Below are 17,255 nucleotides of genomic sequence, written 5' to 3'. Positions count from 1 at the left end.
GTGCGAGGATCGCGCCATGGTCATCGAGGTGCACGACGTTCCCGCGGAGAAGCACTTCGCGGCCGTGGTCGACGGCACGGCGGCGGGCAAGGCGACCCGGTCCCGCCCGCGGGGCAGCGGCAGGTTCCACGCACAGTCGGCCGTCGTCGACCACTCAGCACCCGTCGGCCGAGGTCGGCTGGGTGTGGTGGCTGGCGGTCCGACCTCTCTTGTCCCAGGCGTGTCCGACCGGCGGCGACCGCCTCGTGAGCCGCCGGCGCGGTGCCTGGCGTTGCCGTCCCACCGGCCGGGCGGCTCCCACAGCCCGGCGCCGGTGCCGTGCGCCGAGCAGGCGTCGTGCCGGGAGACCTTCCGCCCCGGGGAGATATCAGGGCGATCACGGATGGTCCAGCAGGTTTGGGCGCGGGCACACTGGTGTCATGGTCATCGGTCTCATCACGGGCCTCATCGCGATCCTGGGTGTGCTCGCCGCGCTGGCGCACGACGGGTACCTCGCGATGCTCGGTTCCGCCGCCAAGTCCAAGCGCGCCGCGGGCGCGCCCATCGCCCAGTACGTGCGCAGCCGGTGGACCGTCGCCGGGGTCACCACGATCATCGCGCTCGTCGGCCTGCTGATCACCTCGGGCAGCGCCGTCTCGGGCGACATCATCGGCGCGCTGATCGCGGGCGGTGCCGGCCTGGCCGCCACCAACGCGTTGCAGGGCACCAGGAAGAAGCTGAACAGCGGTAGCTGACGAGATTCACTCTTAAGTGTGTCGCTCCGCCCCACAAGGCTGATCCACCCGGCTCGACGTGCACCCTGCACCTACTCTGAGGTAGGGCGGGGGCCTCGGCGTCCCACCTCCATTCCCCGCGCCACCCGAACCCACCGGGTGAGTTCGGGCCCAAACAGGTGGAAAGACCGCGAGGGCCGTCAGGCCCGTGCGCGGGAGGGGTCTGCACAGCTATGGACATCGGGGAACCGGAACGGTCGGGCCGGCATCGGCTGGAGGACGGGGCGGCGATCTGGCTGCCCGTGGGCGGCGAGCTGAGGCCCGCACCGCTCGAACGCGCGGTGGTGCGCCCGCTGCAGCCACCACCCGAGCCGCCGCCACCGCAGGACCCGTTCCTCGACTCCGACGCGGTCGGCCTGCGCAAGTTCAACATCGGCCTGGTGCCCGCGTCGGTGACGCCACCCCGGACGTGGAAGCGGGCCGCCTGGTTCGCCGTGCTGTCCTCGGCGGGCGTCCTGGTCGGGCTGGCGGTCGCGGCGGCCAACCTGGTCGGCTCGAACAGCCCGGCCGAGCGCATCGGGCTGCCCGGCTACCCGACCGACGTGCCGCTGCTGACCGGTTTCCTCGCCACTCCGCAGCCCTCGGCCACCCCGACCGTGCGTCGGGTGCCCGCCGAGGCGGTGGCGAACGGCCTGGCCGCGGCCACCGGGGAGCGCACCTCCGCGGGCGGCAGCTCGCCCTCCGGGCGGACCGCCGGCCTCGCGAATCCGGAGACGTCCGCCCAGGTCACCACGGTCCCCGCGGAGTCAGGGCCGGTGGTGGACGCGGACACGATCGCGGTGAACACCGAGTTGTTCTACGAAGAGGTGGCGGCGAACTCGGACAGCGCGTTGACGCTGGTCTCCGACACGTTCCGGATCACCGGCGAGGCGTTGCTCGGCGAGGACTTCGCCGACGTGTCGCTGATCGAGGTGCGGGAGATCACCGTGGACCCGGCCCGGGCCGTCACGGTCAGCACGTTGCAGGTGACGCGCAAGGACGGGTCCACCACCACGCAGAAGCGCGAGCTGGTGTTCACCACGACCGGCGTGCCGCTGATCGACGACGAGCGGCCCGCGACGGGGCGTTCGACCGCACCCGCGCGGCGCGTCGTTCCGTAGTCCTTCGCCCGTTCGAGCGACCGGTTTTGACCACTGGTCGCCACGAACGAGTGAAGTCCCGCGCTGAGCTGGATTCCCGTTCGCCCCCACGGTACGAGTCTTGGCGACGACACGACGAGGGAGTCGCCAGTGCAGCGCCCTACGACTAGCGGTCGCAGGCACAACCGCGCGGGTTCGGTCACGGTGGCGGAGCTGATCAGGAAACAGCCGACACCGGTGCGGATCCGGACCCGTGACCAGGCCGCCACCCTTGGCCTGGTCGCCGGTCCACGCCCGGTTGCCGATCCACCGGGTGGCGAGGCCGACCCGAGGCCGCCCGGGAGGGGAGCCACCCGCGCGGCGAAGCTCGCCGCTGTGGCCACCGGGGCGATCGTGCTGCTCGGCTCGATCGCCGCGGCCTCGGTCCTGGCGGGCAACCGCCCCGCCCGTCCCGACCAGCCGCAGGTCGAACCGCCCGCGGTGATCAGCGGGTCGTCCGCGTTGCGGCCGGACCTGCTGGCCGCGGAACTGGGCGGTGACCGGTCCGACCGACTGCCCGCCCCGGCGCGGCAGGTCGGGCCGCCCGCCGCGGACGCGCCGCAGCAATCGCCGGTCATGGTGCCGCCGCCCCAGGTGAACGTCGGGCCGGAACCGCAGGTCGACATCGTGCGGCGGTTCTTCGAGCTGCTGCCGACCAGGCCCGCGGACGCGTCCCGGCTGCTGTCGCCGGAGCTGCTCGGCGGCGACGCGCGCGACTTCGTCGACTCCTGGGACCACGTGCAGGCGATCACCGTCGAGTCGACGCGGCTGCGGCCGGACGGCGCGGTGCTCGCGGTGGTGTCGATGCAGGAGCGCACCGGTCGGTGGATCCGCGTCGAGCAGCTCTTCCGGTTGACCGACACGAGCGTTCCGCGCATCGTCGCCACCGAAGTCCTATCGGCCCAACGGAGCTGACGCTGCGTAGCGATCGCACGTCAACTGTTCACTGTGCGTTCAATTAACCCCTCATCCCGCAGGAAACTTCACTCAAAGGGGTTACGTAGACGGTCACGATTCGGTATCCATGGTCCCGGTCAGTAGCGCAACGCTCTCTCCGGGAAAGGGTGTCCAGCGGTGTCGAACGACGACAAACGCCGTCGGCAGGACGGGTCGACGGCGAAGCTGTCGGTCGCCGACCTGCTCGCCAGGCGCGAGGCGGAGACGCAGCCGATCCCGCGGATCACCGCCGGCGAAGCCGGCAATCGGACAGCAGTCAGCGAAGCCGGCAATCGGACAGCAACAGGCGAAGCCGGAGGTCGGCCGGCAGTCGGCGAAGCAGGAGCCGGAGCTCGGACAGCGGGCGGCAGAGCAGGTGCCCGGCCGGTCAGACGGAGCACCGACGACGACGAGGAGACCGTGCGCTTCTCGGTCGCGGCGCTGTCGGCCGAGGCCGGTGCGACGAACCTCTCGGGCCGCGAGCTGCACGTCACCGAGCTGCTGCGCCGCGAAGGGCGCGCCGGTGAAGAGGAGCGCGGCGGCGGGTTCTCCGTGCCGAAGCTCGTCGCGATGGCCGGCGGCGGCGTGGTGCTCGCCGGCACGGTCGCGTTCACCGCGACCAACCTGCTGTCGTCCCCGGACGAGCGCCCGCCGGCGGAGGTGCGCTTCGACGCCCGCCCGGCCGCTCGGGCCACCAACACGCTCACCAAGGACCTCGGCGCGGCGGCCGCCGCCCAGCAGCAGGCGCAGGCCGAGACCACCACGACGACGCCCGAGCAGACCGAGCGGGCGCCGGAGACGACGACGCAGCGCGCGCCGCGTCCCGCGACGCAGCAGCAGCAGACGACGACCACGACCACGACGACGCAGCAGCAGGCCGCGACGAGCACGCCGACGACGACCCCGAGCAGCGGCCAGCCGACGACGACCCCGCCGCCGTCGAGCAGCACGACCCCGGCGCCGCCGAGCGACAGCTCGCAGCCGCCGTCGTCCACCACGCCGCCGTCGAGCACGCCGCCGTCCTCGTCCAACCCGAGCACCCCGCCGTCCGAGGACGGCGACGCGGGCCTCGGCCTGGACCTCGACCTGGGTCGGATCCTGAACCCGCTCGGCGGGTTCGACTTCTTCGCCCCGGCCGGCTGACCGTTCCACCGACGTGTCCGGAAACCGCCGCTCGGCGTGCCCGAGCGGCGGTTTCGCGGTGTCCGGGCGCCCGCCCCGCGTCGCCTCCGCGCAGAACTTCCACCCACGATCGGGTGGCCCACCAGGCGGTTAGCCCGTTCGGCCGCAAAACTGGCGATCTTCGTGCGAACGGGTGTCCTTACGGGCCGGTATCAGGTATCCCTTCCCGGTCACCCCTCGGCTCACGTGACCTGCGCAACGGCTCGAAAGGCGTAGTCACGGCCGGGGTAGGCTCTGCGGGCGAGCGGTGGCCTAGCCTGTTCCGCGCACCGATCCGCACGACGAGGAGCCCGAGCGTGAGACCTGCTGCCCTTGCCGCGGTCACGCAGCGCCCCAGCGAGGTGGCCCGGTGAGCAACGACGAGCGCGTCATCGCCGAGCGCTACCGCTTCCTCGACCGGATCGGCAGCGGTGCGATGGGCGTCGTGTGGCGCGCCCAGGACGAGCGCCTGGGCCGGATCGTGGCGATCAAGCAACTGCTGCTGGCGCCGAGCCTCGACGAGCGCGAGCAGGACGAGGCGATCCAGCGCGCCATGCGCGAGGGCCGCATCGCCGCGAAGCTGCACCACCCCAACGCCATCGCCGTCTACGACGTGGTGGAGGAGAACGGCGCTCCGTGCCTGGTCATGGAGTACCTGCAGTCCTACAGCCTGGCCGACACGATGGCTGAGCACGGCCCGCTGGACCCCGTCGAGGTGGCCCAGATCGGCATGCAGGCCGCCGCCGCGCTGGCCGCCGCGCACACCGCCGGGATCGTGCACCGGGACGTCAAGCCCGGCAACGTGCTGCTCGCCGACAACGGCCTGGTCAAGATCACCGACTTCGGCATCTCCCGGGCCAGCGACGACGTCACGGTCACCAAGACCGGCCTGATCGCGGGCACGCCCGCCTACCTGGCGCCGGAGATCGCGCGCGGCCAGGACCCGTCGCCCGCCTCGGACGTGTTCTCGCTCGGCTCGACGCTCTACGCCGCGGCCGAGGGCGAGCCGCCGTTCGGGCTGTCGGAGAACACCCTGGGCGTGCTGCACGCCGTCGCGGCGGGGCGGATCAACCCGCCGTCGGTCGACCACCCGCTGACCGACGTGCTGCTGCGGCTGCTCAACTACGACCCGGCCGACCGGCCGACCATGGCGCAGGCCCGCGACATGCTCAGCGCGGTCGCGCACGGCCGCAACCCCAGCCTGACCGGCCTGGTGCCGGCCAGCTCGCCGGGGTTCGCGCCGGTGCCCGCGGGCGCCACGGCCCTCCTGGACGCCGACCGCACCCGCGTGGTGCGGCCCGGTCCGCGTTCCACGGCCGGCACCGCGCCGGTCGCTGCACCGCCGGCCCGGACGAACAACCGGCCGTTGGTGATCGCCGCCGTGGTGCTGGGCGCCATCCTGCTGCTCGGCTTCCTGGCGGTGGCGCTGGACTGGTTCGGCGGCAAGAGCCCGGTCACGCCGCCGGTGGGCGAGACGAGCTCGTCCTCGGCCAAGCCAACCACCACGACCACGACGCCCCCTCCCACGACCACCGTGGAGACGCAGACGGTCACGGTGGAGCCGACCACGACGACCCAGCAGCCGACCACCACGACGGCTCCTCCCACCACGACAACGACGACGACCACCACCACGACGACGACCACGACCACCACCACGACGGCGCAACCGACCGGCTCAGTGGCACCGACCACCCAGCAGGTTCCTTGAACCTCGTATGGTGGTGCCGAACCCGATCGGGTGACGCAACGTTCTTGTCCTAGTGGCGTCTTGTCGTTCGCCACTGAATGAAGCCCTAGCAGCTACTGGGAGCACGCCGTGAGCGACGATGGCCGCCTGGTTGCCGGCCGCTACCGACTTGGCCGGCGGATCGGCAGCGGTGCGATGGGCATCGTCTGGCAGGCGCACGACGAACGACTGCACCGCACCGTCGCGGTCAAGCAGCTGCTGCTCCAGCCGGGGCTGGCCGAGGCCGACACGGACGAGGCGAAGCGCCGCGCCATGCGCGAGGGCCGGATCGCGGCCCGCTTGCAGCACCCGCACGCGATCGCGGTGTACGACGTGGCGGAGGACGACGGCCAGCCGTGGCTGGTGATGGAGTACCTGCCGTCCAAGAGCCTGTCCACGGCGCTCTCCGAGCGCGGCACGCTGCCGCCTCGGGACGTGGCGTCGATCGGCTCGCAGGTCGCCTCCGCGCTCGCCGCCGCGCACAACGCCGGGATCGTGCACCGCGACATCAAGCCGGGCAACATCCTGCTCGGCAACGACGGCACGGTGAAGATCACCGACTTCGGCATCTCGCGGGCCACCGGCGACGTCACGGTCACCGCCACCGGGATGCTCGCGGGCACGCCCGCCTACCTCGCGCCCGAGGTCGCCAAGGGGTACGACCCCGGCCCGCCCTCGGACGTGTTCTCGCTGGGTTCGACGCTGTACGCGGCGATCGAGGGCGCACCCCCGTTCGGCCTGAACGAGAACACCATCGCGCTGCTGCACCAGGTCGCGTCGGGCAAGGTGGTGCCGCCGAAGCAGGCGGGCCCGCTGACCGCGCTGCTGATGCGCCTGCTGCGCGCCGAGCCGGAGGACCGGCCGACCATGGCCGAGGCCCGCGAGGCGCTGGCCGCGGTGGCGGCGGGTCGGACCGCACCCGACTTCCCGATGGCGCTGCCGCAGAGCCACCCGCCGTCGTGGCAGGGCGCGCCCGTGCAGGCCCAGTCGACCCGTGCGCTGGCCCCGGCCGGCCAGCACGGCCCGCAGGCCGCAGCGGGGACCCCGCCGCACTCCGCGACCCGGGTGGCGGCCGCGCCGACGCCCGCACCGGCCGCGCCGCAGCGGCAGGCCAAGCACAACCCGCCACCGCCGCCCGCCCGGCCGCTCGGCGCGTCGAGACCGGCCGGCGGTCCGATGAAGAGCAAGCGGTCCGCGGTGCTCACCGCGCTCGCCATCGCGGGTGCGGCGGCCGTGGGCATCCTGCTGGCGAGCGTGTTGTCCAACGGCGATCCGGGCGACAACCAGGCCGGCGCCACGACGTCGACCACGGCGCGGGAAGCGGGCGGCGAGGCGTCGGTCACGCCGTCGAAGAGGCCGAGCACGCCGGCCACCAAGATCACCGTCGAGCCGACGCCCGAGCAGCAGGAGCAGGCGGTCCGCGACTACTTCGGCCTGCTGCCGGACCACGTGGACGAGGGCTTCGGCCGGTTGACCGCCAAGATGCAGGCCGCGGCCGGCGGTGCGGGCGGCTACGAGGGCTGGTGGAAGTCGGTGAAGGCGATCGACCTGAAGGGCGTGCGGATGAACTCGCCGTACGCGTACGAGGTCGACATCGCCTACCAGATGAAGGACGACTCGATCAGCACCGAGCGCAAGCTGATCATCCTGAAGTGGGAGAACCAGGGCATCTACATCGACGGTGAGCAGAAGCTCGCCTGAACCTCCCGCCCGGGGTGTCCCGGGTGCCCGGTCCTGGGCTTCCGGTCCTGGGCTTCCGGTCCGGGGTTTGTCCCGCCCGGCGGGTCCCGGTCAGCCGGCGGAGGCCTTCAGCGCCTCCAGCAGGCTCACCACGGCGGGTGAGCGCAGGCCGTCCTCGCGGATCGCGGCGCAGATGGTCCTGGTCGGCTCCGGGTGGCGCAGCTTGCGGATCACCACGCCGGGGTTGACCACCCCGAGGCCGAGCTTGGGCACGATGGTGACGCCCAGCCCGGCCGCGACGAACCCCTGCGCGGTCGGGTAGTCGTCGGCCTCCACCACGACGTTGGGCGCGAACCCGGCGGCCGCGCAGGCGTCGAGCACGATGTCCCGGCACGGCCCGGGCGGCGTCACGGCGTCCACCCACTGCTCCTCGGCCAGGTCGGCGAGGTCGAGCACCCGCTTGCGGGTCAGCTCGTGGCCGCGCGGCAGCACGGCCAGGTACCGGTCGTCCAGCAGGTGCACGAGGCGCACGCCGCGCGGCGGCTCGCTGTCCCGGTGGTGCACCACGATGGCCACGTCGGCCCGACCCGCCTCCACCTCGACCACCGGGTCGTCCGGCTCGGTGAGCTTCAGGTCGAGCTGGACCTCGGCGTGCTTGGCTCGGAACAGGGCCACGGCGGGCGGCACGAGGGCCGCGCCCGCGGTGGCGAAGTAGCGCACCCGCAGCCGCCCGGTGCGGCCCGCGCGCAGGTCCGCGAGCGCCGCCTCGGCCTCGACCAGCCGGTCGGTGATGTGCGCGGCGTGCTCGGTGAGCAGCCGACCCGCGTGCGTCGGCCGCACGCCCCGCCCGACCCGGTCCAGCAGCGGCAGGCCGGCCTGCTTCTCCAGGGCCGAGACCTGCTGGCTGACGGCCGAGGGCGTGTACCCGAGGTTGACCGCCGCGGCGGTGATGGAGCCGGTGGTCACCACGGCCCGGAGCACCTGCATGCGTCGCACGTCCAACATGCCGCAACACTACAGCTGAGCTTAAGGCTCGTGCAGTTCTATTCACTTGTGCTGATGCTTCGCGATCCCGCAAAGTGGCCTGGTGAACAAGCCTGGCACGCTGATCAGGATGGGTGTCCTGGCCCTGCTCTGGGGTTCCAGCTTCCTGTGGATCAAGATCGCGCTCACCGGCCTCTCGCCGATCCAGATCACGCTCACCCGCACCGCCCTCGGCGCGCTGGTGCTGGTCGCGCTCGTCTACTGGAGCAGGCAGCGGCTGCCGCGGGACAGGACGTCCTGGCTGCACCTCGGCTTCGCCGCGTTCTTCGGCAGCGCGGTGCCGTTCGCCTTGTTCGCACTGGGTGAGCAGACGGTGGACTCCGGTGTCGCCGGTGTGCTCAACGCCACCACGCCGCTGTGGGCGCTGGGCATCGGCCTGGTCATGGGCACGGAGCGGCAGCGCAACGCGGCGCGGTTCGCCGGCCTGGCGCTCGGTTTCGCCGGCGTCCTGCTCATCTTCGCCCCGTGGCAGCAGGCCGGGCTGGCCAGCTGGGGCGCGCTCGCGTGCCTGGCCGCCGCGGCGTCCTACGCGGTCAGCTACGCCTACATCGGCCGCAAGGTGTCCGGGCGCGGCCTGACCCCGATGCAGATCTCCTCGTCGCAGCTGGTGGCCGCGGCGGGCATGACGGCGGTGGTCGTGCCGGTGGCGGGGTTGCAGCCGGTCCACCTGTCGTGGCAGCCGCTGGTGGCCGTGGCGATCCTGGGCGTGTTCGGGACGGGCGTGGCGTTCGTGCTGAACTACCGCGTCATCGAGGACGAGGGCGCGACCAACGCCACGATGGTCGGCTACCTGCTGCCCGTGGTCTCGGTGCTGCTGGGCGCGGTGTTCCTCGGCGAAGCGCTCAACTTCCGGGTCGTGATCGGCATGGTGGTGGTCCTCGTCGGCGTCGCGCTGACCCGCAAGCAGCCCGCGACGGCGATCGTGCCGCTCGTCGAGGAGCCGGTGACTACGCACAAGTGACCTGCGATAACGCAGTGTTACTCGTCGGTACAGCGGTGCGGGGCCGGCGGCGTGACGGCCCCTGCGGCCAACTGAGACACCGCTCCTGGGCAAACGGGTGGACTTGAGACCCAGGTCTCCCCCGATCGCGTGGTGTTCAGGCGAACCACGTCCCGATTCGCCCTGTCGGACGTCTCCTCACTTGAAAGGGACGACTCCGGAAGGGAACCCACAGGACATGAGCAACGAGAGCATCACCATCACGACGACGTTCCACCTCCTCGTCCCGGGCGTGGCCCCGGCGCCGGTGGAGGCCGAGCTCCACTACGAACCGGAGGACCCGTACGCGGTAGCCGTGCTCTTCCACACCGGACAGGGCAAGGTCGAGTGGATCTTCGCGCGCGACCTGCTCGCGGACGGCCTGCTGACCTCGTCCGGCGAGGGCGACATCCTGGTCCGGCCGGCCGCCGACGACCCGGAGCGGGTGCTGGTCGAGCTGAACGCACCCACGGGCTTCGCGATCCTGTCGGCCGACGCCGAGGACATCGCCGAGTTCCTGGACCTCACCTACGACGTGGTCCAGCCCGGCGAGGAGGACCTGTGGATCGACTTCGACCGCGAGCTGGCCAAGTTGGTCTCGACCAACTGACGTCATCGCCTAACCTGCTTGGCGTGGCGGAGTCCGGGGGGACAGGAACAGGGATCGGGACGGTCGGCGGTCGGTACGCGCTGGTCGAGCGGATCGGCAGCGGCGCGATGGGCGTCGTCTGGCGGGCGCGGGACGAGCTGCTGGACCGCGAGGTGGCGGTCAAGCAGCTGCGGTGGCCCGACCTGACGGCCGCCGAGGTCGAGGTGGCCAGGGCGCGGGCGATGCGCGAGGCGCGCAACGCGGCGCGGCTGCAACACCCCGACGCGATCTCCGTGTTCGACGTGGTGGTGGAAGACGACCGGCCCTGGCTGGTCATGGAGTACCTGCCCTCGCGCAGCCTGGCCGGGCTGCTGGCCGAACGGGGCAGGGTGAGCCCGGACGAGGCGGCCCGGATCGGCGGTCGGGTGGCGGCCGCACTGGCCGCGGCCCACGCGGCGGGCATCGTGCACCGGGACGTGAAGCCGTCGAACGTGCTGATCGGGCACGACGGCTCGGTGAAGTTGACGGATTTCGGCATCTCACGTGCGGCGGGTGACGGCACGCTCACCGACAGCGGCATGATCACCGGCACCCCGGCGTACCTGGCGCCCGAGGTGGCGAGGGGCGAGCAGCCGTCCCAGGCGTCGGACGTGTTCTCGCTGGGCGCGACGCTGTACGCGGCGATCGAGGGCCAGTCGCCGTACGGGACCAGCGACAACAGCTTCGGCCTCCTCTACCGCGCCGCTGCGGGCAAGGTGGAGCCCCCGACCCGTTCGGGTGAACTCACCGCCCTGCTGACCAGGATGCTCGACACCGGCCCGCAAGTCCGGCCGACCGCGGCGGAGGCCGTCGACCTGCTGGCCGAGCCGACCGCGGCGGAGCCCGCCGACCCGCCGGCCGAGCCGACCGCGGCACGTGCGCGGCGCCGTTGGCTCGTGCCCGCCATCGTGGCGGCCGTGCTGCTGGTCGCCGCTGGAGCCGCCGCCGTCTACCTCCACCCGTGGACGACGACGTACCAAGTAGCGCCGCAGCAGCCCGCGTACACGCAGCAGGACGCGGCAGAGCTCGTGCGCGGGCACTACGAGGCCCTGCCCGAGAACCCCGACGTCGCGTACCGGAACCTCGCCACGGTCTTCCGGCCCACGTTCGCGGACTACCAGCAGACCTGGGGCCAGTACGACGAGGTGCGGGCGGAGGGGATCCAGGCCGTGGCCGTGTCGCCCAGCCGGTTCCTGGTGGACGTGCAGGTGACGTTCATCCAGGCGGGCGCCGAGACGACCGAGCGCTACCAGCTCGTGCTGGAGCACACCGAGGGCAGGCTGCTGATCGTCCGGTCGGGCCGGCTCGACCCCTAGACCAGGCGGCGGTCCGACGCCCAGCGCGACAGCTCGTAGCGGTTCGACAGCTGGGTCTTGCGCAGCACGCTCGACACGTGGGTCTCGACCGTCTTCACCGAGATGAACAGCTCCGACGCGATCTCCTTGTACGCGTAACCACGCGCCAGCAGCCGCAGCACGTCGCGCTCGCGCGGGGTCAGCAGGTCCAGCTCCGGGTCGCTGATCGGCGCCGCGCCCGGTCGGTCGGCGAACGCGTCCAGCACGAACCCGGCCAGCCGCGGGCTGAACACCGCGTCGCCCTCCGACACGCGCACCACCGCGCGCACCAGCTCCTGGCTGGAGATGGTCTTCGTCACGTACCCGCGCGCACCGGCGCGGATGACCGCGATGACGTCCTCGGCGGCGTCGGACACCGACAGCGCCAGGAACACCACCTCCGGCAACGCCGTGCGCACCTGCCGCAGCACCTCCGCGCCACCGCCGTCGGGCATGTGGACGTCGAGCAGCACCACGTCCGGGCGGTGGTGCCCGATGCCCGCGACCGCCTCGCCGACCGAACCGGCCTCGCCGACGACCTCGACCTCGTCGGTGATCGAGTCCAGCTCGGCCCGCACCCCGGCGCGGAACAACGCGTGGTCGTCCACCAGGAACACCCGAACGGTCATGTCCTGGCCCCCGTCTCTCGCTTGTCTGCGGTTTTCCTCGGCATCATCAGCTGCACCTCCGTGCCCTCACCCAGTCGGGTGCGGATCCGGACTTCGCCGCCGTGCCGGTCCATCCTCCCCCCAATCGAGTCCGCAAGGCCATGCCGGTCCTCCGGCACGGTCTCCGGGTCGAAGCCCTTGCCCCGGTCCCGGACGAACACCGTCACCCGTTCGGGCTCGACTTCGCCGTACACGCTGATCTCGCCGACGCCCGCGTGCTTGGCCGCGTTGACCATCGCCTCCCGTGAGGCCTGCACGAGCGCGTACAGGTTCGGGTCGAGGACGCAGTCGCCGACCACGACCTGCTGCACGGCCAGCGCGAAGCTGTCCTCCACCTCGCCCGAGGCCTTGGCGATCGCGGCGGACACGGTGGTCGGCTCGTTGTTGTCCTCCACCACCCGCCCGTACAGCCACTCCCGCAGCTGCCGCTCCTGGCCGCGGGCCAGGCGCTTGACCTCGCGCGGCTGCTCGGCCTGCTTCTGGATCAGGGCGAGGGTCTGGAGCACGGAGTCGTGCAGGTGGGCGGCGATCTCGGCGCGTTCCTCGGTGCGGATGCGGACCCGGCGCTCCTCGCCCAGGTCGTTGATCAGCTTGATCCACAGCGGCACGGTGAGCACCGCGACACCGCCCAGCGTGGCGACCACGGCCAGCAGCGCGAACCGCAGCTGGTCGATGCCGTAGCTGTTGACCAGCAGCACGCCGATGCCGATCGCGACCAGCGCGACGCCCGCGAGCACGCGCACGATCGTGCTGCGGCCCGTGCCGCCGAAGATGCCGGACTTCGCGCCGGCCCGCCAACGGCGGCGCTGCGCCTCGTCCGCCTCGCGCCAGACGACGGCCGCGCCGACCAGGGCCACCGCGAGCGGCCCGGCGATCCAGCCGCTGACCGGGCCGGAGAACAGGCCGGCGAGCACGGCCGCGGCGATGCCGAGGGCGACGAGGCCGAGCGCCTGCTGGCGTTCCCTCGGGTTCGACGGCTGCTCCGGCTCGCCGGCCGCGCGTTGCGGCACGAACAGCCACAGCAGGCCGTACGCGATCACGCCGACGCCGTTGAGCGCGGTCAGCGCGGCGAACGCCGCCCGCACCCAGAACACCTCGATGCCGAGGTGGTCGGCGACACCTCCGGCCACGCCCGCGACCACCCGCCCGGTCCGCCTGCGGCGCACCGGCTCGACGGCCTTCGTCTCCACACTCACCCGTTGATGGTCACACGCGCGTCGGGGCCGGTCATCAGGGTTCCACCCGATGCGCGGTTCAGGGTGGCCCCCCGATGTGCGGGCGGCCCGGTTTGAGCAAGCTTGTCGTTGTGAGCGGGAGCATCAGCGCAGCCAGCGTCGAAGAGACGCTGAAGGACTTCTGGGCCACTCGGCCCAGGCGGCCTCACGACGGTCGCAAGATCGCCGGTGTCGCCGCCGGTATCGCCCAGCGGTACCAGATCGACCCGGTGATCGTCCGGGTGGCGTTCGTGGCCATGGCGCTGTGCAACGGCGCCGGGGTGCTCGTCTACCTGCTGGGCTGGTTGTGGCTCGCGCAGGCCGACGACGAGGTGTCGGCGGCGGAGTCGCTGATCGGGCGGGGCCGCAGCTCGACGCCCACGGCGTTGACGGTGCTGCTGGGGCTCGCGGTGGTGCCGGCGACCGGTTTCTTCGTGGACGGCGGCTTCACCATGGTCGGTGGGGTGCTGCTGTCGGTGGGGTCGATCTACCTGTTGCACCGCGGTCGGGGGCACCTGAACCGGCCGGAGGTGGTCACGGGCTTCGGTGAGCCCGTGGGTGTGGGTGCAGGTGTCGGTGCGGGTCCGGGGGAAGAAGGGGTGAGGGCCACGGTGTCGGCTGACGAGCACACGACCGACCGGGTGACGCCGCCGGCTTGGGATCCGCTGGGCGCGGCGCCGTTCGCGTGGGACCTGCCCGAGCCGGGTACGTCGGAGCCGGCCGCGCCGGCCACGACGACCACCTCGGCGCCGGCGCGTCGTCCCAGGTCGCGGGTGGGGGTGGCGACGTTCGGGGTCGCCATGGTGGTGCTGGCCGGGTCGTTGGTGTCGTCCGCGTACTCGGACTGGTTCGACGCCGGGCACATCCTCGGCCTGCTGGTCGCGGTGCTGGGCGGCGGGATGGTGCTCGGGGCGTTCCGCGGTGGCGGCCGCGGGCTGATCTGGCTGGTCGTGCCGCTGTCGGTGATCGGGGTGGCGATCACCTCGATCGACTTCGACGGGATCGACTCGGACCGGGTCGGCAGCTACCAGGACCGGCCGACGACGGTGGAGCAGGTCGACTCCCGGTACGCCACCGGCATCGGCGAGGTGCAGCTGGACCTGACCGCCCTGCCGAACTCGGGGTCCGTGCGGACCGAGGTCGAGGTCGGACTGGGCAACGCGCACGTCCGGGTGCCCGCGAACGCGGACGTCGTGGTCACCTGCCGGGCCGACGTGGGCGACGTGCAGTGCCTCGGGCAGACGTCCGACGGCAGGGGCGCGCACCAGGAGGTCACCGACAACGGGGCCGACGGCGAGGGCGGGTTGAAGATCGAGCTGGACGTGCGGAGCGAAGTCGGACAGGTGGAGGTGAGTCGTGGCTGACCAGGACCAGATCGAGAAGCGCGGTGTCGACGTGGTGGGGTTGGTGTTCGGGGTCGCGGCCCTGGTCGCGGCCGCGTACATGCTCTCCGACGGCGCGTCCTGGCCGGCCTTCCTCGACCTGAGGTGGGCGTTGGCGGGAGGGGCGATGGTGATCGGGTTGGGGTTGCTGGCGGGGTCTGCTCGGCGACGTCGGTAGCGCGGGGGAACTTCGGGGGAAGAAGAGTGAAAGGCCCGTCCAGGAGGACGGGCCTTTCACTCGTGCTCAGCTGTCATTCCCACTCGATCGTGCCCGGCGGCTTGCTCGTCACGTCCAGGACCACGCGGTTGACCTCGTTCACCTCGTTGGTGATGCGGGTCGAGATCCGCTCCAGCACCTCGTACGGCAGGCGGGTCCAGTCCGCGGTCATGGCGTCCTCGCTGGACACCGGGCGCAGGACCACCGGGTGGCCGTACGTGCGGCCGTCGCCCTGCACGCCCACGCTGCGCACGTCGGCCAGCAGCACCACCGGGCACTGCCAGATCTGGCGGTCCAGGCCCGCGGCGGTCAGCTCCTCGCGGGCGATCGCGTCGGCCTTGCGCAGGACGTCCAGGCGTTCCTGGTTGACCTCGCCGATGATCCGGATGCCCAGGCCGGGGCCGGGGAACGGCTGGCGCTGCACGATCGTCTCGGGCAGGCCCAGTTCGGTGCCGACGCGGCGGACCTCGTCCTTGAAGAGCGCGCGGAGGGGTTCGACCAGCGTGAACTGGAGGTCGTCGGGGAGCCCGCCGACGTTGTGGTGGCTCTTGATGTTGGCCGCGCCCGCGCCGCCACCGGACTCGACCACGTCCGGGTAGAGCGTGCCCTGGACCAGGAACCCGTAGTCGCCCTCGGCCTTGAGGTCGCGCTCGGCCTGCTCGAAGACCCGGATGAACTCGCGGCCGATGATCTTGCGCTTCTGCTCGGGGTCGGTGACGCCCTTGAGCGCGTCGAGGAACCGCTCGCGGGCGTCGACGGTGACGAGGTTGACACCGGTCGCGGCGACGAAGTCGCGCTCGACCTGTGCCCGTTCACCCGCGCGCAACAGGCCGTGGTCGACGAAGACGCAGGTCAGGCGGTCACCGATGGCGCGCTGGACGAGCGCGGCGGCCACGGCGGAGTCGACGCCGCCGGACAGGCCGCAGATCGCCTTGCCGTCGCCGACCTGCGCGCGGATGAGGGCCACCTGCTCGTCCACGATCGAGGACGTCGTCCACTGCGGCCGGATGCCCGCGATCTCGTGCAGGAACCGGCGCAGCACCTCCTGGCCGTGCGGGGAGTGCCCGACCTCGGGGTGGTACTGGACACCGGCGAAGCGGCGTTCGGTGTCCTCGAACGCGGCCACCGGGGCGCCCTCGCTGGTCGCGGTGACCGTGAAGCCCTCGGGCGCCTTGGTGACGCAGTCGCCGTGGCTCATCCACACCGGGTGGTTGGCGGGCAGCTCCTCGTGCAGCAGGCCGCCGGCGGACTGGACGCCGAGTTCGGTGCGGCCGTACTCGCGGGTGCCGGTGTGCTCGACCGTGCCGCCGAGGGCGCCCGCCATGGCCTGGAAGCCGTAGCAGATGCCGAAGACGGGGACGTTCATGTCGAACAGCTTCGGGTCGACTTGGGGCGCACCCGGCTCGTAGACGCTCGACGGACCGCCGGACAGCACGATGGCGGCGGGGTCGCGTTCCAGCAGTTCCGCCACCGGGGTGGTGTGCGGGACGACTTCCGAGTAGACCTGCGCCTCCCGGACCCGCCGGGCGATCAGCTGCGCGTACTGCGCGCCGAAGTCGACTACCAGCACAGGGCGGTTGCTGCTCTCGGCCACTGGGGAAAAACCTCTCGTCTGGCGGATCCGCGCAGGTGAAGGATGTCATGCGTGCAGGAGGAAGCGCTCACCGGAGGCGGGCTGAACGAGGTCGTGCGGGTCGGGTCGACGGTGCGGAGGCCGACCGGTCCGTGGACACCGAACGTGCACCGCCTGTTGGAACACCTTGCGCCGCTTGGCATTTCGCCGGCGGTGCACGGCATCGACGAGAAGGGACGGGAGGTGCTGTCGTACCTGGAGGGTGAGGTGGGCCACCCGCCGCTGGGCGAGGAGTTGCGGTCGGACGCGGTGCTGGTGGCGGTGGCGCGGATGGTGCGGCGGTTGCACGACGCGTCGGCCGCGGTGGTGGGGGCGGTCGGGGTGGACGGGTGGCAGTTCCCGGCGATCTCACCCGTCGAGGTGATCTGTCACAACGATCTCGCGCCCTACAACATGGTGTTCCGGGACGGGGCGCCGGCCGGGGTGTTCGACTTCGACGGTGCCCGGCCCGGGCCCCGGTGGTGGGACGTGGCGTACACGGCGTACTGCCTGGTGCCGTTCTCGCCGGAGTTCGGGGCGGTGGAGGAGCAGCGGCGGCGGGCCGGGGTGTTCTGCGCGGCGTACGGGCTGCCGGTGGCCGGGATGGGCCGGCGGGTGCTGGCCCGGTTGGACGACATGGTGGCGATGATCCGGGAGCGGCCCGAGTTCCGGCGGCAGCGGGAGGAGGGGCACGACGCCTACTACCTGGGGCACGTCGAGTACGTACGGGAGCACTTCCTGGACCTGTGAGGGTGGCGGTGGGCCGTCGGGGGTCGGGGT

General features: G+C 72.2%; 16 protein-coding genes. 12 read left to right on the top strand and 4 right to left on the bottom strand.

Annotation, left to right across the window (positions count from 1 at the left end; genetic code table 11):
- Positions 1 to 419 precede the first annotated feature (419 nt).
- The 6 genes from AB0K14_RS35140 to AB0K14_RS35115 all read left to right on the top strand — a co-directional run bounded on the left by AB0K14_RS35140 (position 420) and on the right by AB0K14_RS35115 (position 7,418).
- Positions 420 to 734, top strand: a complete 315-nt coding sequence (locus tag AB0K14_RS35140; RefSeq protein ID WP_360464348.1) for a hypothetical protein — start codon at positions 420 to 422, stop codon at positions 732 to 734.
- A gap of 212 nt (positions 735 to 946) precedes the next feature.
- Positions 947 to 1,873, top strand: a complete 927-nt coding sequence (locus AB0K14_RS35135; RefSeq protein ID WP_360464351.1) for a hypothetical protein — start codon at positions 947 to 949, stop codon at positions 1,871 to 1,873.
- 354 nt (positions 1,874 to 2,227) lie between these two features.
- Positions 2,228 to 2,806 carry a hypothetical protein gene (locus AB0K14_RS35130; protein WP_360464354.1) on the top strand — a complete coding sequence of 193 codons (579 nt, stop codon included), beginning with the start codon at positions 2,228 to 2,230 and terminating at the stop codon, positions 2,804 to 2,806.
- A 441-nt stretch (positions 2,807 to 3,247) separates the two neighbouring features.
- Positions 3,248 to 3,970 (top strand): hypothetical protein, encoded by a 723-nt coding sequence (locus tag AB0K14_RS35125; RefSeq protein ID WP_360464357.1) that lies wholly within the window; start codon positions 3,248 to 3,250, stop codon positions 3,968 to 3,970.
- A 388-nt stretch (positions 3,971 to 4,358) separates the two neighbouring features.
- Positions 4,359 to 5,699: a serine/threonine-protein kinase gene (locus AB0K14_RS35120; protein WP_360464359.1), complete on the top strand. Its 1,341-nt coding sequence runs from the start codon at positions 4,359 to 4,361 to the stop codon at positions 5,697 to 5,699.
- Positions 5,700 to 5,807: 108 nt separating this feature from the next.
- The gene (locus AB0K14_RS35115; RefSeq protein ID WP_360464362.1) at positions 5,808 to 7,418 is read left to right on the top strand and encodes a serine/threonine-protein kinase; all 1,611 of its coding nucleotides are present in this window, start codon (positions 5,808 to 5,810) and stop codon (positions 7,416 to 7,418) included.
- Positions 7,419 to 7,508: 90 nt separating this feature from the next.
- Here AB0K14_RS35115 and AB0K14_RS35110 read toward each other — a convergent pair whose 3' ends face one another.
- Complete coding sequence (locus AB0K14_RS35110; RefSeq protein WP_360464365.1) at positions 7,509 to 8,402, bottom strand: LysR family transcriptional regulator; 894 nt, start codon at positions 8,400 to 8,402, stop codon at positions 7,509 to 7,511.
- A gap of 109 nt (positions 8,403 to 8,511) precedes the next feature.
- On the opposite strand from AB0K14_RS35110, the gene AB0K14_RS35105 reads away from it, so the two are divergent.
- From AB0K14_RS35105 to AB0K14_RS35095, 3 genes are all read left to right on the top strand, one after another.
- On the top strand, positions 8,512 to 9,402 hold the full coding sequence (locus AB0K14_RS35105) for a DMT family transporter (RefSeq protein WP_360464419.1): 891 nt from the start codon (positions 8,512 to 8,514) through the stop codon (positions 9,400 to 9,402).
- Between the two features lie 217 nt (positions 9,403 to 9,619).
- Positions 9,620 to 10,030, top strand: a complete 411-nt coding sequence (locus AB0K14_RS35100; RefSeq protein WP_360464368.1) for an SsgA family sporulation/cell division regulator — start codon at positions 9,620 to 9,622, stop codon at positions 10,028 to 10,030.
- 23 nt (positions 10,031 to 10,053) lie between these two features.
- The gene (locus tag AB0K14_RS35095) at positions 10,054 to 11,364 is read left to right on the top strand and encodes a serine/threonine-protein kinase (RefSeq protein ID WP_360464370.1); all 1,311 of its coding nucleotides are present in this window, start codon (positions 10,054 to 10,056) and stop codon (positions 11,362 to 11,364) included.
- On the opposite strand, the gene AB0K14_RS35090 is transcribed toward AB0K14_RS35095, so the two are convergent.
- Positions 11,361 to 12,011, bottom strand: a complete 651-nt coding sequence (locus tag AB0K14_RS35090) for a response regulator transcription factor (RefSeq protein ID WP_230572391.1) — start codon at positions 12,009 to 12,011, stop codon at positions 11,361 to 11,363. The two genes, AB0K14_RS35095 and AB0K14_RS35090, sit on opposite strands and share 4 nt — an antisense overlap.
- Complete coding sequence (locus tag AB0K14_RS35085; RefSeq protein ID WP_360464373.1) at positions 12,008 to 13,246, bottom strand: PspC domain-containing protein; 1,239 nt, start codon at positions 13,244 to 13,246, stop codon at positions 12,008 to 12,010. The genes AB0K14_RS35090 and AB0K14_RS35085 overlap by 4 nt, the downstream gene beginning before the upstream one ends.
- Before the next feature lie 110 nt (positions 13,247 to 13,356).
- Between AB0K14_RS35085 and AB0K14_RS35080 the strand changes: the two genes are divergently transcribed.
- Both AB0K14_RS35080 and AB0K14_RS35075 read left to right on the top strand, forming a co-directional pair.
- A complete protein-coding gene (locus AB0K14_RS35080; RefSeq protein ID WP_360464376.1) occupies positions 13,357 to 14,628 on the top strand; it encodes a PspC domain-containing protein in 1,272 nt (423 codons plus the stop codon).
- Positions 14,621 to 14,824 (top strand): hypothetical protein, encoded by a 204-nt coding sequence (locus AB0K14_RS35075; RefSeq protein WP_360464379.1) that lies wholly within the window; start codon positions 14,621 to 14,623, stop codon positions 14,822 to 14,824. The genes AB0K14_RS35080 and AB0K14_RS35075 overlap by 8 nt, the downstream gene beginning before the upstream one ends.
- A 73-nt stretch (positions 14,825 to 14,897) precedes the next feature.
- On the opposite strand, the gene guaA is transcribed toward AB0K14_RS35075, so the two are convergent.
- Positions 14,898 to 16,457, bottom strand: coding sequence for a glutamine-hydrolyzing GMP synthase (gene guaA / locus AB0K14_RS35070; RefSeq protein WP_360464382.1), 1,560 nt, complete (start codon positions 16,455 to 16,457; stop codon positions 14,898 to 14,900).
- Positions 16,458 to 16,508: 51 nt separating this feature from the next.
- On the opposite strand from guaA, the gene AB0K14_RS35065 reads away from it, so the two are divergent.
- On the top strand, positions 16,509 to 17,225 hold the full coding sequence (locus AB0K14_RS35065; RefSeq protein WP_360464385.1) for a phosphotransferase: 717 nt from the start codon (positions 16,509 to 16,511) through the stop codon (positions 17,223 to 17,225).
- Positions 17,226 to 17,255 lie beyond the last annotated feature (30 nt).

This window comes from Actinosynnema sp. NPDC050801, assembly GCF_040673975.1.
Classification (GTDB): domain Bacteria; phylum Actinomycetota; class Actinomycetes; order Mycobacteriales; family Pseudonocardiaceae; genus Actinosynnema.
This window is presented reverse-complemented; position numbering and strand designations above follow the sequence as displayed.